This window comes from Anabaena sp. 4-3 (assembly GCF_001597745.1).
In the GTDB taxonomy this organism is placed as follows: domain Bacteria; phylum Cyanobacteriota; class Cyanobacteriia; order Cyanobacteriales; family Nostocaceae; genus Trichormus.
In genome coordinates, this window is sequence record NZ_LUHJ01000072.1 from 1 (window position 1) to 23,786 (window position 23,786).

Below are 23,786 nucleotides of genomic sequence, written 5' to 3' on the forward strand. Positions count from 1 at the left end.
GTGAGTGGTGAAGACACTAGCTTCGATATCGGTGATGGTTTGTTAGAGACAATTGTTCAGGAAACGCCAGAATTAGATTTAGCTGAGAGTTTCTTAGGCATAGAAGCGGATGTCTCTGAGGTGAGTGGTGAAGACACTAGCTTCGATATCGGTGATGGTTTGTTAGAGACAATTGTTCAGGAAACGCCGGAATTAGATTTAGCTGAGAGTTTCTTAGGTATAGAAGCTGAATTAACTCCAACTACCACACAATCAGAGTTTGATGAACTGGAATTGATGCTGGAAAGTCCTGAAAATTCAGACTACGCCAGCTTAGAACTGTCAGAGGAAGCGGCACCTTTAGAGGAGAAGACTACATCAGAAATTACAGAAGTTGTTAACTCAGAAAGCGTTGCATTAGATGAGTTTGCTGATTTAGAGGCATTACTAGAAGTAGATACAGCATCTAGTAATAGTGTTCATTCTATACCAGAAGATGATTTTGCAGCATTAGAAGCATTGTTGGGTGACGACAATGCACAGACAACAATTAATGAGCAGCCACAAGCTACAATTTTGCCAGCTTTCCCTCAATCTGTACCAGCTACTACTAGCAATAATATTGCATCACCAGATTTAGAAGATGAATTTAGTGATTTAGAAAAACTGCTAGCGGAAGCTGATCAAACCATATCCCAATCAACACCAGTAAAACAAAGTGTAGGCAGAACCCCGCGTATTTCTACTCGTCGTCAGGCGAAATTTGAAGAAACGATGAAAGTCCCAGTTAAGCAACTGGACGATATGAGTAATTTAGTCGGGGAATTGGTGGTAAATCGCAATACTTTAGAACAGGATCATGAAAGATTGCGACAGTCTCTAGATAACTTATTAATTCAGGTGCAACAGCTCTCAGATGTGGGAGCGAGAATGCAAGAATTGTATGAGCGATCGCTATTAGAAGCGTCGTTGTTGGCTAGCCGCAAACATAGAGAAATTCCCATTCCTATGTCAGATTCCCATGCGGATAGGGGTTTTAGTGCTTTAGAAATGGATCGCTTTACTCCCTTCCATACACTCTCCCAGGAAATGATTGAATTAATTGTGAGAGTACGGGAGTCGGCTAGTGATATTGATTTTGTCACAGAAGAAACCGAGCGGGTAGCAAGACAGTTTCGGCAGGTAACAACTCAACTGCAAGAAGGACTAACACGCGCTCGCATGGTACCATTCTCTCAAACCATTGATCGCTTGCGCCGGGGTGTACGTGATAATGCCATCAAGTACGGTAAACAAGTAGAGTTGATGATTGAAGGTGGTGACACTTTAATCGACAAGATGATTTTAGATCATCTCACCGATCCATTGACGCACATGCTCAACAATGCGATCGCTCACGGCATAGAAACACCAGATATCCGCCAAGCTGCTGGGAAACAACCCGTAGGCATGATTACTATCCGCGCTTTCCACCAAGGAAACCAAACGGTGATTTCTGTTGGTGATGACGGTGCTGGTATCGATACAGAAAGAATTAAAGCCTTAGCAGTTAAACGGGAAATCATTACATCACAGCAAGCAAAAACTATTTCCCGGCTGGAAATTTATGACTTACTATTCCAAGCTGGGTTTAGCACTAAAGACGAAGCTGATGAAATTTCTGGCCGTGGTGTGGGGATGGATGTGGTACGCTCGGCAATTAGCGAAATTCGCGGTACTGTCAACACTGATTCTATTGTCGGTAGAGGAACCACCTTCACAATTCGATTACCGCTTACCTTAAGTATTTGTAAGGCTCTGTGTTGCGTCTCCGATAAAGCCAGGATTGCTTTCTCGATGGATGGTGTTGAGGATACCTTAGATATCCCCATCAAAAATATCCAAAACAATCCCGATGGACAATCATTTATTGCTTGGCGCGATACTGTTTTACCATTCCGTCCCCTCAAGGAACTCTTAACTTTCAATCGCCAACTGAGTCGCGGTAATGTTTACGGCGGTAACAGGGATGATGATATGCTTTCCGTGATCGTCGTGCGCTCTGGAAATACGCTGCTGGCTCTCCAGGTTGATCAAGTTTTAAGCGAGCAGGAAATTGTGATTAAGCAATTTGAAGGGCCTGCACCAAAACCCATCGGTGTAGCGGGTGCGACAGTGTTGGGTGATGGTCGCATCATGCCTATTGCTGATGTGCTAGAACTGATCGACATCTTCCAAGGACGGATGTCTAAACATAGTGGTAGCACTCCTTGGCAACAATCGACTCCGCCTACTGTCGCAGAAACCCCGGCTGAGAAAATTGATCCGACTGTACTGATTGTTGATGACTCGATTACAGTCCGAGAATTGCTGTCTCTCACCTTTAACAAAGCTGGGTATCGTGTGGAACAGGCGCGGGATGGTCAGGAAGCTTGGGATAAACTCCGCTCCGGGTTGCCTTGCGATATTGTCTTCTGTGACATTGAAATGCCGCGTTGCGACGGTCTAGAGTTGCTTTCACGCATTCAGAAAGACCCCCATCTCAATCATTTACCAATTGCCATGCTCACCTCCAGGGGTGCGGATAAACACAGACAAATGGCAATTCAACTAGGTGCTAGTGGCTACTTCACTAAACCATACTTAGAAGAAGCTCTACTAGAGGCCGCAGTGCGGATGTTGAAAGGCGAAAAACTGCTTCATAGTGGTAGCAATGCTTAGTTAATCAGGAAGGGAACGGGGAACAGGGAATAGGGAACAGGGAACAGGGAACAGGTTTGAAAGTCTCTTAGCATCAAGCTTTGTTCATAAAATTTGTACTTCATTTACCCCAAATTTACTGTATGTACAATATCAATCAAAAGAATTGACAGCAAAAACTCAACTAGCTTTGTCAATTTAGCCAATCTAAATTTTTTTTAAGTTTGCAAATACACTGATGCCAAAACACAGAGTTTTGGGATTAATACAGTTAGTGTTACAAAATTTTTTTGATGCTTGATAGCTTTCTCTCACTGGGTTTCAACTTTTAACTACAGCAATGAGGGGTGTCAACTATCTTGCCAAAATTGCGGTTTTTATGAGAAATCAAACCGAAAAAATTGGTAACACTATATACATATTTCCTGGCTTTAATCATTTAATATCTGTCACTTAGGTGTGATTTTGCTGGAGAAAAAAGTAAGTGCTAACAATTTTTGGGGTGATTTTCCGGTTGTTTAATCAACAACAGGAAAAAGTAACTAGGTTAAGAAAGATTGTAAAACTTCTCAATAAAGAATGCTTTGTGTTCAAATAACCTTGTTAATCAGACTTTCAAAAAATACTTAATTAATCCATCATTAACTTTTTAGGAGTGTGAAAATTGATGTTACTGGGTTGCTCGTATAAATCATGTTGTAATTTCTCTTAGGCTGATTTACAGAGTATATAGATTGCTGCTAAATTATCAAAATTTTACATTAAGTAAACGTGCTTATGAATTACCATCAGGCACCACATACAAACTTAATTAACACTGGGTAAAGAATTAGTTAAAATTTGGTAGAATACGGGTTAACTTTTCACAAGCGAGGCAAAATACAAAAGGTGAAGCAATGCCCAGCATAGGGAATTCCCCCAATCCGCAACTGCTGAAGCCCCTAGGCAGAAAGCAGCAAAATGAGGGTTTAGCTTGTTGCTTTGATTCGTAGTTGATTGATAACATCGCCCGTGGGAAGCTATTAAATCAAAATATGATGTTTAAAACATACATCAGCAGTTAATTAAAACTCTGAGGTGAAAATGACTTGCTTTTTGCTAGGGAAATACTTTTGTCAAACTGTTGCCAAAAAAAAGCTAATGAAAATTGAACATGAAGCAATTGGTTTTACAACAACTGAATAATTGCATTTTACAGAGGCTTATGGAATGAGCCAAAACTTGCTCAGTGTTGCAACTACTAACTTATTCAATCCAAAACTTTACACAATAAACTTAAATTAAACCATGAACCCCTCTTCGTCGTTAAGAGTTCAGGGAGGGCTGCAACAATACGCTAGTAATCAGCTATCTCCCACTCCAACAGCGTCTATCCTTAAACTTTTGAGGTTAGTTGCAGGGGATACAAGTCTAGTTTCAGAGTTTAGTCAAACTTGGGTAACTCGTGAGTTTCAATTAGGAGATGAGTTAACTAGCTATGGATTGAATGCAGAAGTTGAAGATACTAATAATATTATTTACTTAGTTTGTCAAGGTAGAGTCCGCCTGTTGGGTTTTAATCAAAAATTGGGGCGAGAAGTATCTACACAGTTATTACTTGCTGGACAAACTTTTGGCGCAGATCATTTATTTTGTCATCAAAATTTAGCATATCGGGCGATCGCAGCTAGTCCTGGTTATGTAGCCCAAATCACAGTTTCTGACCTACAACAATGGTTACAACGCTTACCCCAGCTAGAAAGTTATTTACAACAGTTAACTACTGAACGACAAGGGTTAATTTTTTGGAAAAGTCGCAGTGATTTACACTCTCTCACCAGCGCGAAACTGCGAGAATTACTACCTTTGTTTGTCAGTCAAAATATTCCCGCCGGTTCATCCTTATTAGAAGCAACCCCACCAGAAAAAGGACGCTTTTGGCTAGCGAGTGGGCAAGTGCAGTCTATATCTGTAGGCAGTTCACCGCCTGTAGTGGGTGATAGTTGGGGATATCCTGAACTCACACCCCCAGATGGCAATGCTCAAACAGATTTGTTAGTTTACCACCTATCGCCAGACAATTGGGATACCGCCAGAGCGATCGCACCTGATTTATTTACCACCAACTCCAAACCCAGAAACAAGAACCCAAAAGTTAAGAATCATCCCACTAAAGCCCAAATCCGCTTACCTCAGCTAAATCATCCGCCACGGCGCGAGTTCCAGACAGAACCGCCTCCTTCCCTGGAAAACCCTACACAAACGGTGGTATCCACATCCGACACAGAAACCATTGACTTTCCCCAAGGCGGCAACCAATCTCCTGTTAAACCTAGGTTTTGGTATTCTTATCCTTTTATTCAACAGCAAAGTTTAGCAGATTGTGGTGCAGCTTGTTTGGCAATGATTAGCCAATATTGGGGAAAACGCTTAAGTCTACATACTCTGCGGGATTTAGCACAAATAGACAGGTTTGGTGCAACTTTGGAGGGTTTAGCTACCGCCGGGCAAACCTTGGGCTATGATGTGTTACCAGTCCGAGCCAGCTTAGATAAATTAGAGTGGCAGAGTAACCCGTGGATTGCTCACTGGCAAGGAATTCACTATATAGTAGTTTGGCAGATGAAAGGCGATCGCATCTTAATTTCTGATCCCGCATTGGGTAGGCGATGGCTGAAACGTTCGCAATTTGTCGCTAGTTGGACAGGATACGCCCTGTTATTAAATCCCACGGAAATTTTTTACACCCTCAAAAGTGAAAAAGTTTCTCTAGGTCGCTATGGACAAACATTGTGGCACTACCGAAAACTACTGAAACAGATACTTCTTGCCTCCTTATTAGTACAGGTGTTTGGGCTAGTAACACCCTTATGTACTCAGCTAGTTCTCGACCAAGTTATACCAGGGAAAAAGCTAGAAACCCTGAATATATTTGCCATTGGCTACCTGTGTTTGGGCATTTGGCGGACTGTCTTAACTGCACAGCATCAATATCTATTAGATTATTTTGCCAACCGTATTGACCTAAATTTAGTCGCTAGTTTTGTCAACTACACCTTACAGTTACCACTGCAATTTTTTGGTTCGCGCCAAGTTGAAGATATTGTCAGCCGTGTACAAGAAAACCACAGAATCCAACAATTTATTACCCGACGGGCAATTGGTGCCACAATAGATGCTTTCATGGTACTGACTTACCTGGGGTTAATGACTTACTACAATTGGCAACTCACACTGTTGGTACTGAGTTGGATTCTACCAATTGTGTTGATCACTGTGGGTATGAGTCCGTATCTGAAACAAGCATCAAGGGAAATCTGGCAAGAATCAGCAGCACAAAATTCTGCGATCGTGGAAATGATGACTGGGATTGTCACAGTCAAAACTGCAACCGCCGAACGTTCCCTACACAAGTATTGGGAAGAGCGTTTCTTAAAAATGTTAAAAACGCGGTTGCGGGGGCAAAAGCTGGCTAATCGATTGCAGCTAACGCGCAGCTTAATTAACCACGTTGCTAGCACCCTCATTTTATGGTTAGGGGTAAGCTTGGTGATTAGTAAGGATATGTCCTTGGGTAAGTTTGTGGCATTTAATATGATGATTGGTAGTGTCACCAACCCAGTTTTAGCCTTAGTGGGGTTATGGGATGAATTCCAAAAAGTGGTAATTTCCGTGGAAAGACTCAACGACGTGTTAGTGGCTGCACCGGAAGACAGTACACAAACAACACTATTGGTAATGCCTCCGATTCGTGGTGAAGTCAAGTTTGAAAATGTATATTTTCGTTACCATCACCAACAAAACCGCCACACTCTACAAAATATTGCTTTTACAGCCCAACCAGGACAAATTATTGGCATTATTGGTGAGAGTTGTTCAGGTAAAAGCACTTTAGCCAATTTGCTAGCTGGTTTATATTATCCTGAGCGCGGCAGGATTTTGATTGATGGACATGATACTGCCGTCATCTCTCCCCAGTCGTTACGCAGTCAGTTGGGGTTAGTATCACAAGAGTGTTTTCTATTTTCAGGAACTATTTTTGACAATATTACTTTATACGACCCAGAATTAAGCCGAGAACAAGCGGTAGCTGCTGCTAAGTTAGCTTCAGCGCATGATTTTATTCAATTATTACCTTTAGGTTATGACACCCCAGTAGGAGAGGGGGGTTTAGGGTTGTCTGGTGGGCAAAGACAAAAAATTGCGATCGCCCGTGCATTGATTAGAAACCCCAAAATCTTGATTTTGGATGAAGCGACTATCAGTTTAGATACCGAATCAGAACAATGCTTTCAACAAAACTTAACTTTAATTACTCAACAGCGCACCACCTTTATCATCTCCCATCGGATATCTACTATACGTCATGCTGACTACATCCTAGTTTTAGACCGAGGGATGATTGTAGAACAAGGCACTCACCAGGAACTGCTAGAAATTGCTGGCTTATATTACCACTTAACTCAACTACAACTAAATTTATAATTCTGCTGGCATCAATCAGACAAAAGCTTATAACTAGGTCAACATCATTAAACATACAATGATACGGCATAGATACCCGACTTCTTTGAGAAGTCGGGTATCTGGGTATTACGTTTTTTAAGTTAAGCTACTAATCTTGCAGCATTCTCAATAATTTAGGACTTACGCAAGTGTCATATTACAGACTTGTAGGGTGCATCAGACTGTTTAAATGCTGTCAATAAACGTATTTTTATATCTGATGCACCCTACTAATATGCCAGTTGCTTCAGCCCTGTCATTATAGCTGTGTATCGCCGCCCTGTAATCGCAATCAAGCAACCGATGCCAGAGTGAGTAACCTTCCCACATCAGCAAAAGTTGCTCAGAACCCAATATATTTACAATAATTTCTTCGGTTAAATTTAGTAACCTTCGTTACTGAAATTTTTCTTGATACTTTGAACTCTTACCTTTAAGCTTTTCTTTATTTTTATCCAAAATACGTGTTATTGAAAGAAATTTTTCATAAAAGTAGATTTCTCTCAGTCATGCCTATAGCTAGCGTGATTATTACTCAGCAACGTACATAAGCCGACTCTAGCCATTTTTTTAGCTATACAATTGCTACAATCTTCATCAATCAAGCCATAGCAGCCAAATCTATCGCTTCACATCAGAAAATAGCTGTAACAGCATTTTACCGTTCACATCAGACAGGTGATTGAGGCTTTCATCAGGCTCAAATTATTATTTGAAAGATTGCTTCTCAACTTATTTAGTGGTAAATTTGCTTAGTAGCTTAAAAGTCTCAAATGCACATTAGGCGAGGGGTATGACCCCTCATTACCTAGTTAAAATTTATCAAAATGAAAAACAGGACAGCAAAAAAGTAAACCGGGAAAATATTCCGTAAATTTAACGGTTAATATTCCAGATCAGTAGGTGACATGGATGAAAAAAATAGTATAAATGCTAATGTAACTCTTGATATAATGTGGATGAATAATTTTTTCTCCGTGCAGAAACAAATTCAATACCACTGACAATTTATCCCCAATTCCCAGAAAATATCATACAATCAATCTATCAGGACTAAAGAAATGAAGAAGATACACATTTAAATAAAAACACGGTATCTACTAACAGGCCAAGGAAGACTTTTGTCTGCTAGTCAAATCTAATGACAAGGAGCAGTTAAAAGATGAAACCAGACAATTTTTACACTGACTGCAATTTAGCTCGTGAAATGGCATTAATTCATCGTAGTCATGACTTGGCTACATCAATATCAGATTTGATAGCGATGAAATATATCAAAACAGGTATATCTACTATTTCTCAGGGATTAACTACAGAGCCAAGATTGTGTGTTTGGCAGACATTATCAACTCTGACGTATTTACTGTTATTAAATTATCTAATTTTATTGTTTAATGTTGTGATTCGCACATAGACACAAAGATGACAGCAGCGTTATGTCCTCAAGCAGAAAGCAATGATTTTTATATACGTATTGTGTGCCGGCGATTGATTACCACGATGTTTTCTAACACAACATTTTTATTTGTTTAAGCTGGTTGCACTGAATCAAAATTATTGGCAACAACAACATCACTGAATCGAAATAGTATTCTCCCAAACAAATAACACTATGAATCAAGACATTTCAGGCATGAGCAACTTCAATAAAGCAGTCAATCCTCAGCAATTTGATAAAGTAGTTGAGGCAATTCTGGCTGGCAAATATTCTTGGGCTTGTGTTTTAATGCTACGCATAGCTGGTTATAACCCTTTACATTACATTCCCTACCGTACCTATAACAGATTACTGAAAGAGAACTCTGAAGCTAGCAGAAGACAACAGCAACATCAAGAAAATAGCAACATAGGTAAAACCTCTGTTGCGAAAACAACAAAGAAAAATACCTCATCCAGTTGCTTGGGTAAAATTAAAGACTTGGCTTATTTTGAAGTAGTAGGTAAGCAAAAAACCGAAATTCGCGGCGGACATTTAAAGCAGTGGTTATCCCAGCAGCTTTATGATTATCAATCTCTAGAACTGGAGTCACAGCTAGTAAATGAGCAAAATATTTCCTTAGAATTGTGCGAACTTAATCTCATTAATAATTAGTGCTAATGCAGCATCATCAGTTTCAAGGTTAATTTAGGGTGAAACACCCTAAATTTTCCATGATGAATCCTGAGAACGGTGAAAATATTGAACATGAGTTGATTTTGCCAATGATGATCATGCTGATCATGAATTGGTAGCCAGGCAGATGCTTTTATACTGATAAACAGAGATTTAAAAGGAGAAAATGCCACTTCTCTCGGTGATGCTCCCATAATTTTCCTGAAATTTATCACTAAATTCTGCCAAAATGGCAAATAATGAGGCAATAAATCCTATACATTAATATTAACTACTTACACAGGGAAAATTAGCTGGCAAACTCATATTCCAGGATAAATCAATGATTATCTGACTATGAGACCTATCTAACTGATTGCTATTGCTGAAGCAGTCAGTGGCTGGAGGAGTCAATCACCCCTACAGCACAAGAGACAAATTAATCATTACTGCTAGTAGTTCTGAGGCTGAGAAAGTGAGAGCGTAGAGAAATTGGAGTGTTGGCCGCCTCCAAATTCAAAATTAAATACTCTCAAGGGAATTTCAGATGGTGGAAGAAATCTCAGTAACTTTCTGAGCTATAACTGATGTTGCTAGAGCTAATCAGGCTCAATTGTGAGCATCAACCATGAAAATAGAATGAGCAACAGTAATTGTTTAATTGTTGTCATAGCTGATAGAGCTTATAGTGTGTAATCCTTGTCCTCCCACATAGGATTACCTCTACTTGATAAACTTGTAATTTATAAAGCCAATCCCAATATAGCTGGAAGCTAACGAAATTAATTAGCCTCCAGCTTTTTCCTGTGTTAAAAAGTGGGTATATTTTGCCGATTTGATTGATGATTAAAGATATATTATATCAAGTTCGGATGATCAGTAGTCATTGTGCTGACATGAGGCGTTGCACTGTTCACTATAGCACATTTCAGAAATACCCACAGCTATGAATGACTTCAGCAAAATACATATAGCACCAGAAGAAATTGTTCACTTCCTCAAGACAGAGATGAATTTAAAGGAAGTTTATCAAAAAATTTTGTTTAATAAAGTAATTTGGCAAGTAGCTGAGGAACGGGGAATTACTTTGACAACAGAAGAAATAGAAGCTGAAGCTAATCGCCAGCGTCGTGAAAGGAGTTTGGAGAAAGCTGCCGATACAATGGCTTGGTTAGCAAATCAGTTGATGACTCCTGATGATTGGGAAATGGGGATTCGCGATCGCCTGTTATCCCAAAAGTTAGCTCATGTCTTGTTTGCAGCAGAAGTAGAAGCCTTCTATGAGAAAAATCAACGAGAGTTTGAACAAGTTATCCTCTACCAAATCATAGTGGAGTCTGAAAAACTTGCTCAAGAAATTTATTATCAAATTGAAGACGGTGAAATTAGTTTTTATGAAGCTGCTCGTCTTTATGATCTAGATGATGTGCGAAGAAAAAAATGTGGTTACGAGGGTAAAATTTATCGGTTTAACCTCCCGTCCAATATAGCATCTGTTGTATTGAGGAAGCAGCCGCAAGAATTAATCGGGCCTCTCCAGACTGAGGAGGGTTATCATCTATTAATGGTAGAAGAATTCCTAGCGGCTGAATTAACTCCTGACAAATATCAAGAAATTCTCAATAATCTGTTTCATAAATGGCTAAATGTAGAATTAAATAATCGACTGAATTCATTATTAATTGAATAAGTTTTCATCTTGACAATTCATTGTTTTGAGAAAATTTCTGGTTTTGAGTTTGAAAAAATACACGGTGTCATCGGTAGAATAATTAAGTATATTTTCGGTGAAATTTTACTTTATAGCTGACGATAGATGTTGAACTCAGATTAATTATTAATCACAATCCCATATTTGCTACTGGTTTATGTTGATAAATATTAAACCCGTAATTTTGACTAGGACTGGTTTGTATATCGTAATCGCTAATAGATTCACAACAGATTTATTAAAAACAAAATTATTAATTAATCCTGAGTAAAGCAAATATAAATTTTTCATGAAGTTTACTTAGTTTGGCACAAAAACCATTGACTAGATTTCAGAAAATTTCTAAAAAAAGAACAGTGGGTTAAAAATTTAAACCGAGGGACTGTCACTTTTTTGTTAAACGTTTCTTCCAGGTGAATGCAGATTTATCGTAGTCTGCTGATGAGAAAAATAGCAATTGTTAGCCTGATATAAGCAGGGTATTTGACCTGACACCTAACCATATATCCCTTGAGCTTCCAGTACATAACAGCTTTCATCCTCTTTTCTGTTGAGTAATTGAGGTATAAGCCATTGAAATATTGAGAGATTGAACTCTGAACTTGTATTGCAGTGTTCAGTCACAACCTGAGATGACAATTCTAGATCAGATTTTGGATACACTTTCCTGTGGTGACTCATGAGATACCCTGTTTCATATTCATGTCAGGCTCAAGCAGTATTTAGGACACTATGCTATTAACTCTCAGTAAAAATCTAACTACCATTAAAAAAAGGCAAAAAGCTGGGAAGATGTGGTTTTTAGTTTTAATCTTTGAATTTTGTGTAACCCTACTAAATTCTTGAGGTTTACAGATAAAACGCTCCATGCTTTTAGGTGTTTTACCAAATACTGCTGTTTATCGAGGGAGACAAAACAATGTGCTGCAAGCATATTTTGTCACACTTACTGACTCCTACTTGCTCCCATCAGCATCTGATCAATACTCACGGAGCAGAATTTATCCTGAATCAGTATTTCCAATTTTTGGCAACCTGATGATATTAAGCATCTCAAGATTTTTGCCGATGATGGCTGCTGATTCATCACAAATAAATACTCTGGATAGCAAGTTAACAGAGGAAAAACATTCACTATTGCATAGACATCAGTTATTTAATTTACACAACACCTAATTATCACTATGGCAGACTATTCTCAATACGACTTAGCTGTTGAAGGTTATCAATTGCAAGAAAGCAAGTTTTTAACACCTTTCCAACGCAAAGCTTTGCTAAAACATCTGCAAGCAAATTTACAGCCAGAATATCGACGGCGCATTGAAATCATGCTATTGGCAGATATGGGTAAATCACAAACTCAAATCTGCGAACAATTGGGTTGTTCTCAAGAAATGGCACGTTACTGGATTGGTATAGCAGAAGCAGGTTTAGCGCACAAATGGAATGAACGTCCAATCGGTAGACCAAAAATTGTCAACAATCAGTATATAGAAAGATTGAAAGAATTAGTTAGCAATAGCCCACGGGAGTATGGCTATGCTTTTACCCATTGGACAGCGCAATGGTTAAGTAAACATTTAGCGGCAGAACTAGGTATTACGATTAGCGATCGCCACATTAATCGGTTGCTAAAACAAATGGGGCTGTCTACGAAACGTAAAAATTCTCCGCCCAAAGCAAATCAAGTTGCTGAGGATAATAATATTACTATCTCTGATTTGCCAACCAAATCTGACAACAATCTCAATTGGTCGTTAAATTTGATGCAAAGCAGCAACTAACAGTATCTCAAAATTCAAGCCAATTGAAAATTTGGAATTTTGAATTTCCCGCAAAACCTGACCATTGGTGGATACATTTCAGTGTTGGAAGGACGTAAGTAAATGCCATCAGGGTTTTCTCAGCAATATTTAGCTCAACAACTCACCCAAACCTTGGGTGAGTCTTTGTCAGAAAAGGAAATTCAACAGTGCATTAAATCCCTAGAAATCGTCGAACCAGCGATCGCCAAGCAGTTTTGGCAAGCTGCCACAGCATCGCCGGGAATTTATCTCATCCTGGGGGGTAAAGTTAGACTGCTAGATAGCTTTTTAAACTTAATTACTACCCTCTCCACCGGAGCATCATTTGGCGAACTAACTTTATTTCCCGACGCTGGTTTTAGTCCTTATGTTGCTAGAGCCTCTGCCAACTTAAAACTTGCTTATGTGCCTCAATCAGTTTTAGAAGCACTGAGGCGCGAACATCCGCAGATTGGCGATCGCCTGAAGAAACAGGCAGAAACTTGGGACTTACTGGTATTCTGTTGTCAACACTCCTTACTACCACAAAATAGCTCAATAGAGGACACACTCAAAGCATTATTCTTGTTTGAAAGGCATACCTTAGAAATTGGCACAGTCCCAAATCACAAATTTACAGATGCCAAACTATGGCTATTGTGTCGGGGTGAATTCATCGATCATCAAGGAGGAAGATTCACACCCGGAACAATCTCGACAAACACAAAACTCAGCAATTGGCAGGTAGCACAATCAACAGTTGTTTACATTCTCAAAAATGCTGATTGGCAAATAGCAATAGAATATTGGCCTAAATTAATCGAGTTAATCACCTCAGAAACACAGGCAAACTCCCAAACCCCACTTCCCAGTCCCCAAACCCCACTTCCCAGTCCCCAAACCCCACTTCCCAGTCCCCAAACCCCAATCCCCAATTCCCCACCCAAAGCACGCCGAGCCTATTTTCCCAGTCCCCAAGTCAAAGTAAGCCATTGGTGGGGACGCTTGACAAAGCGGTATCCGTATTTTGCTCAACAAAGTGCGGCTGACTGTGGTGCAGCTTGCCTAGTGATGATTAGCCGCTACTGGGGTAAACGTTTAAGTGTGAATCGCGTGCGGGATTTAGCCAACGTTAGCCGCAGTGGTGCATCACTCAAAGGTTTAACAGCCGCCGCCGAAACCATCGGGTTTACCACCCGTCCAGTCAAAGCTAGCCTGGATAAATTGGCACAACAACCCCTACCAGCGATCGCTCATTGGGAAAATAGGCACTACATTGTAGTTTACGAGATTACCAAAAAGCGGGTAATTGTTGGCGACCCAGCAATTGGACAACGCACCCTGAGTATTGCCGATTTTAAAGCTGGTTGGACTGGCTATGCTTTATTATTGCAACCCACATCCGAACTCAAAGAAACCGAAGCAGCAAGTACACCATTCTGGCAGATGTGGGAATTAGTCAAACCCCACTCAAAAGTGCTGCTAGAAGTGTTTTTTGCTTCGCTATTAATTCAGTTGTTTGGGCTGATTACGCCGTTATTTACCCAATTGTTATTAGACCGGGTAATTGTCCAAGGCAGCACATTGACATTAAACGCCGTGGGTTTAGGATTGCTGATTTTTGGTTTATTTCGGGTGGCGGTGAATGGATTGCGGCAATATTTACTAGACCATACAGCCAACCGCATCAGCCTGTCATTGCTGGTAGGTTTTATTAAACACACCTTCCGCTTACCCTTAGCGTTTTTTGAATCGCGTTATGTTGGCGATATTGTCTCCCGTGTCCAAGAAAACCAGAAAATTCAGCGATTTTTAACGGGAGAAGCCCTATCAATCATCTTAGATTTATTTACGGTGTTTATCTATGTAGGATTGATGTTTTGGTACAGTGCATCTATGGCATGGCTGAGTTTAGCTATTGTACCGCCTTTTTTTATATTGGCATTGGTAGCTACGCCATTTTTGCGCCGTATTAGCCGGGAAGTTTTTAGTGCTACAGCCAACGAGAACAGTTATCTGATTCAATGCCTGACTGGGATTCGCTCAATTCGCTCCTTGGCAATTGAGCAGACAGTACGCTGGCAATGGGAAGAACTGCTAAATCAGGTAATCCGAAAAACCTTTAGGGCGCAGATTATTGGGAATCAGCTACAGATTTTTAGTTCCACAATTGAAACACTGGTAACTACAGGATTGCTGTGGCTGGGGGCATGGTTAGTGATTCAAAATCAACTGACAATCGGTCAGTTAGTGGCTTTTAATATGCTACTAGGTAACATTATTCGGCCGTTTCAGCGATTGGTGGTGTTGTGGAATCAATTGCAAGAGGTAGTTATTTCCACAGAACGCATCAATGATGTTTTAGAAGCGGAACCAGAAGAAGATTTACACCATCATCCCCGGCAGTTTTTACCAAAGTTAAGCGGTAGTATTCGCTTTGAGAATGTTACCTTTCGCTACCATTCCGAAAGTGACATTAACGTGCTAGAAAATCTTAGTTTTGAGATTCTTCCAGAGCAAACGGTAGCTGTAGTTGGACGCAGTGGTTCTGGTAAAACCACCTTATCTAAATTAATTTTGGGGCTATATCCACCGACAGATGGCAAAGTGCTGATTGATGGTCACGATGTGACTAGGATTGCTCTGCGATCGCTGCGTTCTCAAATCGGCGTTGTGGATCAAGATACCTTTTTATTTGGTGGCACAATCCGCGAAAATCTCAGCATTGCTCACCCAGATGCCACCTTAGAAGAAATTATCACTGCGGCCAGATTAGCAGGGGCAGATGAATTTATCCAAAAACTGCCAATGGGTTACGAAACTCAAATTGGTGAAGGTGGGGGAATGTTATCTGGAGGACAACGCCAACGCCTAGCGATCGCCCGTGCTTTGCTGGGAGATCCTCGCCTGTTGATTTTAGATGAAGCAACCAGCCACCTCGATTCTGAATCTGAACGAATTATTCAACATAACCTGAAAACCATACTCAAGGGACGCACCAGCGTAATTATTGCCCATCGCCTGTCCACCGTGCGTCATGCTGACCTGATTCTAGTTTTAGATCGCGGCTTATTAGTTGAAAGCGGTACTCACGATCAATTAATTAGCGCAAAAGGTCATTACTACTATCTCAACCAACAACAACTGGCAACAACAGGTTGAGTAACTGGGAAATTGCCAAATAACAGACTCGGAGAAACACACCCACCAGGACGAGCCTATATTTCTCCGTGTCTGCTGTATGAAGAGCAGTTAACAGTTTACTGTTAGATAATTTATGCCACAAATATCCCACAATTCTGCATCTGTACTCGTCAAACCACAGGCAGATGACCTGCATCAAGTCCAGACACCTGATCATATAGTTGATCAAAAGACGCAAGCGATCGCTGAGTCCCATGATTGGTTTTATGGTACCGAGGAACTCCTAGATGCCTTACCCAAGCGATGGACAAGAGCCACACTGTATTTTCTGATTAGCTTTGCAGTCATAGTCTTACCTTGGTCAATGTTGAGCAAAGTTGATGAGACAGGAACCGCCAGGGGACGTTTAGAACCAAAAGGAGCAACCCAAAAATTAGGGGTTCCCGTATCTGGCAAAGTGAAAATGGTGAACGTCTCCGAAGGCAACACCGTTGAGGCTGGACAGGTTTTACTAGAACTTGATGCTGAACTTTTGCAAAAAGATATAGAACAAGCACAAACCCATCTAGAAGGGCTGATTAATCGGCAAGCACAGCAAGAGTTACTTAAGAATCAACTGACACTGGCGATTAACATCCAACAGCAGCAAAACCAAGCCCAAGAATTGGAAAAAATGGCTCAAGTTAATCAAGCCCAACAAGCTTTGGATGCTATACAGAGAAACTATAAGTTAAAAAAACTTGAACAACAAGCTTTAGTAGACCAAGCTAGACAGAGAATTAATGCCACCCAAGTGATTCAGAAGTTGGCGAATAGGCGTTTGCAAAGAGATTTAACAGAAGTTTCCCGCTATCGCCAACTTGTCAAACAGGGTGCGATTCCTCCGATCAAAATTGTAGAACTGGAAAACACCGCCGAAGACAGTCAACGTTCTGTTTTGCAAGCACAATCAGAAATGACACAGGCGCAGTTGCGACTGCAAGAGGAGATGAGCCGCTATCAGGCTACTCTGACTCAAATTCAAGCAGATATTCAACAAGCTAAACTTCGTCTCCAAGAACAATTAAATAGTTATCAGAGTGTTGTTCAAGCTGGTAAACTAGCAGTTTTAAAGAGCCAAGAACAGCTTAAAGACCTACAAACACAGATTTCTTCTTTAGAATCGGAAATAGGGCAAACTAAGAGCCAGATTGCATCATTAAAGCTTCAGTTACAACAACGAGTCGTGCGATCGCCTATTGATGGCATCATCTTTGAGTTACCTATCGATAAACCAGGGCCTGTAGTAGAAGTTGGACAAGTAGTTGCCCAAATCGCACCCAAAAATACACCCTTAATCTTAAAAGCCCAAATGCCCAGTCAACACAGTGGTTTCTTGCAGGTAGGAATGCCAGTCAAAATTAAGTTTGATGCCTATCCTTTCCAAGATTATGGAGTGTTGCAAGGACGTGTTAGCTGGATTTCGCCAGACTCGAAAGTTCAAACAACTAATCAAGGTAGTTTAGAAACCTATCAGATGGATATCGCCATAGATCATCCATATATCCAAGTTGGTGACAAACGCATTCCTTTAACCCCAGGTCAAACAGCATCAGCAGAAGTAATTATCCGTCAGCGTCGAGTAATTGACTTTATCTTAGACCCATTTAAAAAGTTACAGCAAGGTGGTTTAGAGCTTTAATTATTGCAGAAAAATCCCCAAAAATTTGGCAGTTGGGTTGAGCGATCGCCACACCCAACTCTCATCTTATGTCTCTATAAATTTGTCAGTCAATTTATCAAGACATTATTCCACAGATAATTTACTACATAACGTAGTATTTTTCTGCCACCAAATACTTCAAAATTAGGGAGAATATCATGTCAAAAAACCAGAAAATATCTCTAGAAGACATGATTGAACATCTAAAATTGTCCTGTGAAATCCCGACAATTTTAGAAGCGATCACTACCAAAAGAATCATTACTGAAACCGCCGAAAAATTAGGAATCGAAGTCAGTATTGCTGAACTACAACAAGCGGCAGACAGTATGCGGTTAGCTAATCAGTTACTCAAAGCAGAAGATACTTGGAATTGGCTGAATAGACATTATATGTCTTTAGATGATTTTGAAGAAATGGCTAAAATCAACTTATTATCTGCTAAATTGGCTAACCATTTATTTGCAGATAAGGTTGAACCATTTTTTTACGCCCATAAAATTGAATATACAGGCGCAGTCACTTATGAAGTTATCCTAGATGATGAAGACTTAGCTTTAGAACTCTTTTATGCCCTGCAAGAAGGGGAAATCAGTTTCCAAGAAATTGCCCGCCAATACATCCAAAACCCTGAACTTCGCCGTGCTGGAGGTTATCAAGGCATCCGCTATCGTCGGGATTTTCGTCCAGAAATTGCTGCTGCTGTTTTTGCCGCCACTCCTCCCCAGATTCTCAAACCTATAATTACCCCAAAAGGAGTGCATATAATTACTGTTGAGGAAGTTATTACACCTCAATTAGATGAACCACGACGGATGCAAATTTTGAGAGACTTCTTTACAGAATGGTTACAGCAACAAATCAATGCTGTAGAAATCATAGCAGAAATTCCTAGGGTGAATAACTCTGAATTATCCCCAGGCTTACAGCAACCAGCCTAATAGTTGTTTGAGAAAATTTTCAATAGGGTGTGTTACGGCTATAAAAGGATTTTCGCGTTTGAAAGAGTAGGAATTAGCCGTAACGCACCGTATTTATTGGTGCCGTACTCTCATACCAATTCTCTATGAAGTTGCATCAAATCAATAATGTAGAGACGTTGCATGCAACGTCTCTACAGTGCAGAATAGAGTGCATCTATGGCTACGCCACGCAAGCTACATCAAGAAACGGTATCAGCTAACGCAACCTACAATTTAAATTTTATTTTATAAATAATCTCTGACTACAAATCAAAAATTATTTGAGATTTAATTATATCTATCTAATTACACCCTATTTAATAAAAAAAGGTGTGTTACGCTATCACGTTAACACACCCTACGACTTATCCTACAATGGAAGATATATATCTTGAGAATTGGGATTAAGGTAAGGACACTGCAAGTTAATATTAAGTGCAGCGAAATGTTTGATAATAGATGCTATCCTAGCATCTGGCGTGTCATTACCCTGTTGCCAAGCTTCTAGCAAACCATTAGCGACAATTTGACAACGGTGTGTGCCAAAACTCTCATGTTCGCTAAATCTATGGTTGGGTTCTTCTGCGATCGCTAGCCCTGGTGCGATAGGCTTAGTAAATAACGGGACTTGCTGCTGAAAATGCGATTGATGCTGTGTATAAACCCCTTCCAAGACAGGGCGCACCTGTTCATATTCTTTTTTGTCAAAATACAGCACGGCAGAGTCGTAACGGACATAATCAGAAGGGTTGTATAAAGCTTTAAAGCTAAAAGCAACAGATAAAGCATTAAGTTGTCTAGTCAAACTATCCATGACTGCAACCGCACCATCTGGGGTGACATTGAAGTAGACACGCACGAGAGTTTGATCCTGTGTTTGATTGCGTGGCGATGCACCAGCATTAGCAACTGCCATATAAAACCCATTTTGTACCAAATTCTTCGGCATTTTGATCGCCACTAATTCACCTGTGGTAGCAGGTAGTTGCAAAGCATCACGTTCTACATATAACGTCAAACCATCTCGATAAACGGCTAAAGCACCATCTGCTTCTTCTTTAACTACCCGCCAATCATAACTCCAGTAGCCATTACCTCTGTTATTTTCATGCAGGCGTTCGTAAAAAGCTAAATCTACACCCAAAAAAGTATTATTTTCTAAATTTTGGTTAACGGCTAAATTAGATATCTCTGCATCAGATGCCAAAATACTTTTCAAAGAGCCATTGTAATAGATACCGTAGAGAAAACTACGCAATTGCTGACTCAAATACTTATCCTGTAAGTCAGAAGATAATTTTTGAAACCGAGACACTGAAGTTTCAGGTAATTCTAAAGCTTTATAGTCTGGATGCTGAATACAATATTGGGATTTAATCTCAATATTATGAATTATGTCTTGTAATGATACTTGCAGTGACTCTGAAAGATTTGATAATTGAACAGACAACGAATCTAAGAGTTGCATAGAAATTGGCCTGTGAATAATGTGGAGAGATAAGAAAAATGGGGGAATGAGGCAGATTTAGCTTCAGCTTTCTTTCTCTTTTGGGAACGCTACGCCAACAGAGATGTAAGTTTACCCGCAGGGTGGAAGATATGGGGGATGTTTCCAGTCATGAGTGATTTGTGTCAAACCAAATTTAAAATCATCATTTCCTATCCCCCTATTCCCTACTTCCCTTTTCTAGACAGAAGCCAAACTTGTAGGTAACAGTTCGGTGGAGTTCACACCAAGAATCGTGAGGATTGATGCTTCTGGACGACACAACAAACTTTTGGCAACTTGCAGCATACAGATACCCACATTTCCAAAGGTTTTTTCGTACTGAAGTCGAGCTTGAATTGCGGTAATCAAAGCTAAACCACAAAATTGCATAACTCGTTGTAAAAAGTCAGGACGATGTTCTAGAATCTCTGGGAAATGAGTTAAATAAGCAGTTACCACCTCTCTAATAGAAGGTTGGAGAACATACAATGGTGCGGCTGCTAGACGTAAAGATTCTTCAATATCAATAGTTCTACCAGTTACCATGCTGTATAACCAGATTTGCAGATAGCTGGCGATGACTGTACCCAAATCATTCGCGGGATCTCCCCAGTTAGCACGTTCCCAGTCAATCAAACGCACAATTTGATTATCATCTGCTGCTTCCCAATCGAGGCAGAGAAGAATATTATTTAACTTGAGATCATTGTGGGTGAGACAGCATGGAGTAAACGCACTGATTAATTCTGCGATCGCCTGACCTAAGCTGTCGTAACGTTGATATAATGCAAAGAATTTGATACCATCAGCCGGAACTTTCCCAAAAATTTCAGGAGTAAGTCTATCTAATCCACGATTCAGATGAGGAGTGGCTTGGTTAGCTGTATTATTACTATGATTTTGAAAGAACTCTTGATAATCATCACGGTTCATTGAGGCACGATGAATTGATGCCAAAGTAGTTCCAACTGCTTTGGCAACCTTGATGGGAAATAAACTTAAATTCTCCTTAGCGTAAAAATCCATCAAGTCTCGATAATTATCAAGATAGTTGAAAATAATAATAGAATTTTCCCAATTGAAGTGTACTGCTTCTGACAAATTAGAACGAATGTGGCTCAGTTCTGGAAATCTATTTAAGAACTCGTGAACACGCCATTCAATCAAAAACTCACCAGCCGTTTTTCCTTGTGGGTTATGACGTTCTTGCTTAACCAACAGTTTTCTACCTTCTGGTAAGGTAACTAATAAATTAAAATTCTTTGCAGGCTTTAGCTCAATCTTACTTAATGATTGTGCTTCAGGACTACACAAGTTCAAAGAAGTTAGGTAGTCAAACACATTTTGAGAACTTAAAATCAATGGTGGCATAGTCTTACAACAATTACAACATTAATAACAAATAATTTAGAGAAACAAGAATATTGGCAACGTTATTATTATCTTGAATAAAATTGAAGATTTAAAGTTCATTAAACAAATTTCCTAATAATTAATAAAATGATCACATTGAAAAATACATGTTTTTTGATGTTCAAGAAAATATACCGTTTGTTTATTGGGAATAGATTCAGCAATTAATGACTAAATCTAACCCAATAATTAACTAAAAACTAATATTGAGAATTAGATTCACTAAATGATTTGACTAGATGTACAATAGCATCAATACCATAAGTGATTATGCTGAACTCAAATGCTTTGACAGTAAATGCTACAACATTATCTGTATATCCAGAATAACCACCATAAATTGAGTGATCAAGATTGGTCATTTCATGAAGAAAACTTTCAGAATCTTGAAATAATTCAGAACCAGTATTGTGTAATTCGGTCAGATTAATGGATGCCATAATTGGTTCCTAAAGTCAGTTTTTTGTTTAATAAGTGCAGGCGATTAAACCTGATACTGCTTAATCGTTCCTGCTACAACCACAACAGAGCTATTAGCTCAATGAATTACTCACCTATAATCGGAAATGATTATTACTAATAACCATTAGAAGCGTCACTGAAAGACCGCGCTAAATGGCCAATAGCATCAATACCGAAAGTAATGACACCGAACTCAAATCCCTTTTCAGCTAAGTCTAAAACGCCATTTGTGGTTTTAGAATAGTTACCACCATGAACAGAATCATCAAGATTGTTCAATTCGCTGAGGAAGCTTTCAGCATCTTGGAACAATTCCGAACCAGTAGCACGTAATTCGTTAACGGCAATAAAAGCCATGATAGACTCCTAAAACAATGCTTAGATTTAGTTGAAAGTGCTGGCGATTAAGCTGAATAATTTCATTTAACTTAATCGCTCATGCCACAATTTCAAAAGAGATATTAGCTATCAATTACTCATCAGTAATTGGAAATTATGACTACCAACCAGTAGAAGCGTCACTAAAGGACTTAGCTAAATGCCCAATGGCATCAATACCATAAGTAATTACGCCAAACTCAAATCCTTTAACAGCTAAGTCTAAAACGCCATTTGTAGCACCAGAATAGCCAGAACTACCACCATGAACAGAATCATCAAGATTGTTCAATTCGTTGAGGAAGCTTTCAGCATCTTGGAACAATTCCGAACCAGTAGCACGTAATTCGTTAACAGCAATAAACGCCATGATAGACTCCTAAAACAATGTCTAAATTTAGTAGAAGCTGCTGGCGATTAAGTGGGATAATTTTATCTGACTTAATCGCTCATGCCAGCATTTCAACAGAGCTATTAGCTCATCAATTACTCATCAGTAATTGGAAATTATGACTACCAACCACCGGTAGAAGCGTCACTGAAGGACTTAGCCATGTGGCCAATCGCATCAATACCATAAGTGATGACACCAAACTCAAATCCCTTTTCAGCTAAGTCTAAAACGCCATTTGTAGCACCAGAATAGCCAGAACCACCACCATGAACAGAATCATCAAGATTGTTCAATTCGTTGAGGAAGCTTTCAGAATCTTGGAACAATTCTGAGCCAGTAGCACGTAATTCGTTAACAGCAATAAACGCCATGATAGACTCCTAAAACAATGTCGAGATTTAGTAGAACCTGCTGGCGATTAAGTTGGATAATTTCATCTAACTTAATCGCTCATGCCAGCATTGCAACAGAGCTATTAGCTCATCAATTACTCAGCGATAACCGGAAAAGATTATTAATAATAACCATTTCCAGCGTCACTGAAGGACTTAGCTAAATGGCCAATCGCATCAATACCGAAGGTGATGACACCGAACTCAAATCCCTTTTCAGCTAAGTCTAAAACGCCATTTGTGGTTTTAGAATAGTTACCACCATGAACAGAATCATCAAGATTGTTCAATTCGTTGAGGAAGCTTTCAGCATCTTGGAACAATTCCGAACCAGTAGCACGTAATTCGTTAACAGCAATAAACGCCATGATAGACTCCTAAAACAATGTCTAAATTTAGTAGAAGCTGCTGGCGATTAAGTGGGATAATTTTATCTGACTTAATCGCTCATGCCAGCATTTCAACAGAGCTATTAGCTCATCAATTACTCATCAGTAATTGGAAATTATGACTACCAACCACCGGTAGAAGCGTCACTGAAGGACTTAGCCATGTGGCCAATCGCATCAATACCATAAGTGATGACACCGAACTCAAATCCCTTTTCAGCTAAGTCTAAAACGCCATTTGTAGCACCAGAATATCCATAACCACCACCATGAACAGAATCATCAAGATTGTTCAATTCGTTGAGGAAGCTTTCAGCATCTTGGAACAATT

The 23,786-nt window shown here is 39.7% G+C and carries 17 protein-coding genes and 1 pseudogene; 9 read left to right on the plus strand and 9 right to left on the minus strand.

The genetic code is table 11. From position 1 onward, the window contains the following. The 7 genes and pseudogenes from A3775_RS20450 to A3775_RS20490 form a co-directional block, all read left to right on the plus strand. A partial coding sequence (locus A3775_RS20450; protein ID WP_231867042.1) for a response regulator occupies positions 1–2,679 on the plus strand: 2,679 nt, incomplete at its 5' end. Positions 2,680–3,945: 1,266 nt separating this feature from the next. Next, a complete protein-coding gene (locus A3775_RS20455) occupies positions 3,946–7,122 on the plus strand; it encodes a cysteine peptidase family C39 domain-containing protein (RefSeq protein ID WP_066383630.1) in 3,177 nt (1,058 codons plus the stop codon). A gap of 1,183 nt (positions 7,123–8,305) precedes the next feature. Next, positions 8,306–8,557 (plus strand): hypothetical protein, encoded by a 252-nt coding sequence (locus A3775_RS20460; RefSeq protein ID WP_066383632.1) that lies wholly within the window; start codon positions 8,306–8,308, stop codon positions 8,555–8,557. A 198-nt stretch (positions 8,558–8,755) separates the two neighbouring features. Further along, entirely contained in the window at positions 8,756–9,235 is a 480-nt protein-coding gene (locus A3775_RS20465; RefSeq protein WP_066383635.1) for a HetP family heterocyst commitment protein, read from the plus strand. A 946-nt stretch (positions 9,236–10,181) separates the two neighbouring features. Further along, on the plus strand, positions 10,182–10,925 hold the full coding sequence (locus tag A3775_RS20475; RefSeq protein ID WP_066383638.1) for a peptidylprolyl isomerase: 744 nt from the start codon (positions 10,182–10,184) through the stop codon (positions 10,923–10,925). Between the two features lie 1,205 nt (positions 10,926–12,130). Next, positions 12,131–12,730: a helix-turn-helix domain-containing protein gene (locus A3775_RS20485; protein ID WP_066383643.1), complete on the plus strand. Its 600-nt coding sequence runs from the start codon at positions 12,131–12,133 to the stop codon at positions 12,728–12,730. 102 nt (positions 12,731–12,832) lie between these two features. After that, positions 12,833–15,652: pseudogene (locus A3775_RS20490) on the plus strand (peptidase domain-containing ABC transporter); the annotation flags it as partial. 85 nt (positions 15,653–15,737) lie between these two features. Here A3775_RS20490 and A3775_RS25430 read toward each other — a convergent pair. Continuing rightward, positions 15,738–15,830, minus strand: coding sequence for a tetrahydromethanopterin S-methyltransferase subunit F (locus tag A3775_RS25430; protein WP_369816004.1), 93 nt, complete (start codon positions 15,828–15,830; stop codon positions 15,738–15,740). A gap of 177 nt (positions 15,831–16,007) precedes the next feature. Here A3775_RS25430 and A3775_RS20495 point away from each other — a divergent pair, with 177 nt between their 5' ends. After that, positions 16,008–17,555 (plus strand): HlyD family efflux transporter periplasmic adaptor subunit, encoded by a 1,548-nt coding sequence (locus A3775_RS20495; RefSeq protein ID WP_066426536.1) that lies wholly within the window; start codon positions 16,008–16,010, stop codon positions 17,553–17,555. Between the two features lie 179 nt (positions 17,556–17,734). Beyond that, on the plus strand, positions 17,735–18,517 hold the full coding sequence (locus tag A3775_RS20500; protein WP_066383649.1) for a peptidylprolyl isomerase: 783 nt from the start codon (positions 17,735–17,737) through the stop codon (positions 18,515–18,517). Positions 18,518–18,908: 391 nt separating this feature from the next. Here A3775_RS20500 and A3775_RS20505 read toward each other — a convergent pair whose 3' ends face one another. The 8 genes from A3775_RS20505 to A3775_RS25130 form a co-directional block, all read right to left on the minus strand. Further along, positions 18,909–20,006 (minus strand): T3SS effector HopA1 family protein, encoded by a 1,098-nt coding sequence (locus tag A3775_RS20505; protein WP_066383651.1) that lies wholly within the window; start codon positions 20,004–20,006, stop codon positions 18,909–18,911. Positions 20,007–20,225: 219 nt separating this feature from the next. After that, complete coding sequence (locus A3775_RS20510; RefSeq protein WP_066426540.1) at positions 20,226–21,398, minus strand: phosphotransferase; 1,173 nt, start codon at positions 21,396–21,398, stop codon at positions 20,226–20,228. A gap of 242 nt (positions 21,399–21,640) precedes the next feature. Beyond that, on the minus strand, positions 21,641–21,880 hold the full coding sequence (locus tag A3775_RS20515; protein WP_066383658.1) for a hypothetical protein: 240 nt from the start codon (positions 21,878–21,880) through the stop codon (positions 21,641–21,643). A 136-nt stretch (positions 21,881–22,016) separates the two neighbouring features. Further along, positions 22,017–22,259, minus strand: coding sequence for a hypothetical protein (locus A3775_RS20520; protein ID WP_066383661.1), 243 nt, complete (start codon positions 22,257–22,259; stop codon positions 22,017–22,019). 142 nt (positions 22,260–22,401) lie between these two features. After that, positions 22,402–22,650 carry a hypothetical protein gene (locus A3775_RS20525; protein ID WP_066426541.1) on the minus strand — a complete coding sequence of 83 codons (249 nt, stop codon included), beginning with the start codon at positions 22,648–22,650 and terminating at the stop codon, positions 22,402–22,404. Between the two features lie 143 nt (positions 22,651–22,793). Beyond that, positions 22,794–23,045 carry a hypothetical protein gene (locus A3775_RS20530; RefSeq protein WP_066426543.1) on the minus strand — a complete coding sequence of 84 codons (252 nt, stop codon included), beginning with the start codon at positions 23,043–23,045 and terminating at the stop codon, positions 22,794–22,796. Between the two features lie 143 nt (positions 23,046–23,188). Beyond that, on the minus strand, positions 23,189–23,434 hold the full coding sequence (locus A3775_RS20535; RefSeq protein ID WP_066383669.1) for a hypothetical protein: 246 nt from the start codon (positions 23,432–23,434) through the stop codon (positions 23,189–23,191). 143 nt (positions 23,435–23,577) lie between these two features. Continuing rightward, positions 23,578–23,784: a hypothetical protein gene (locus A3775_RS25130; protein ID WP_231867043.1), complete on the minus strand. Its 207-nt coding sequence runs from the start codon at positions 23,782–23,784 to the stop codon at positions 23,578–23,580. Positions 23,785–23,786: the final 2 nt, after the last annotated feature.

Bases quoted from the DNA above. Each gene is read 5' to 3' on its own strand.
- A3775_RS20455 (WP_066383630.1), top strand. From the start codon at position 3,946: ATGAACCCCTCTTCGTCGTTAAGAGTTCAGGGAGGGCTGCAACAATAC.
- A3775_RS20460 (WP_066383632.1), top strand. From the start codon at position 8,306: ATGAAACCAGACAATTTTTACACTGACTGCAATTTAGCTCGTGAAATG.
- A3775_RS20465 (WP_066383635.1), top strand. From the start codon at position 8,756: ATGAATCAAGACATTTCAGGCATGAGCAACTTCAATAAAGCAGTCAAT.
- A3775_RS20475 (WP_066383638.1), top strand. From the start codon at position 10,182: ATGAATGACTTCAGCAAAATACATATAGCACCAGAAGAAATTGTTCAC.
- A3775_RS20485 (WP_066383643.1), top strand. From the start codon at position 12,131: ATGGCAGACTATTCTCAATACGACTTAGCTGTTGAAGGTTATCAATTG.
- A3775_RS20495 (WP_066426536.1), top strand. From the start codon at position 16,008: ATGCCACAAATATCCCACAATTCTGCATCTGTACTCGTCAAACCACAG.
- A3775_RS20500 (WP_066383649.1), top strand. From the start codon at position 17,735: ATGTCAAAAAACCAGAAAATATCTCTAGAAGACATGATTGAACATCTA.
- A3775_RS20505 (WP_066383651.1), bottom strand. From the start codon at position 20,006: ATGCAACTCTTAGATTCGTTGTCTGTTCAATTATCAAATCTTTCAGAG.
- A3775_RS20510 (WP_066426540.1), bottom strand. From the start codon at position 21,398: ATGCCACCATTGATTTTAAGTTCTCAAAATGTGTTTGACTACCTAACT.
- A3775_RS20515 (WP_066383658.1), bottom strand. From the start codon at position 21,880: ATGGCATCCATTAATCTGACCGAATTACACAATACTGGTTCTGAATTA.
- A3775_RS20520 (WP_066383661.1), bottom strand. From the start codon at position 22,259: ATGGCTTTTATTGCCGTTAACGAATTACGTGCTACTGGTTCGGAATTG.
- A3775_RS20525 (WP_066426541.1), bottom strand. From the start codon at position 22,650: ATGGCGTTTATTGCTGTTAACGAATTACGTGCTACTGGTTCGGAATTG.
- A3775_RS20530 (WP_066426543.1), bottom strand. From the start codon at position 23,045: ATGGCGTTTATTGCTGTTAACGAATTACGTGCTACTGGCTCAGAATTG.
- A3775_RS20535 (WP_066383669.1), bottom strand. From the start codon at position 23,434: ATGGCGTTTATTGCTGTTAACGAATTACGTGCTACTGGTTCGGAATTG.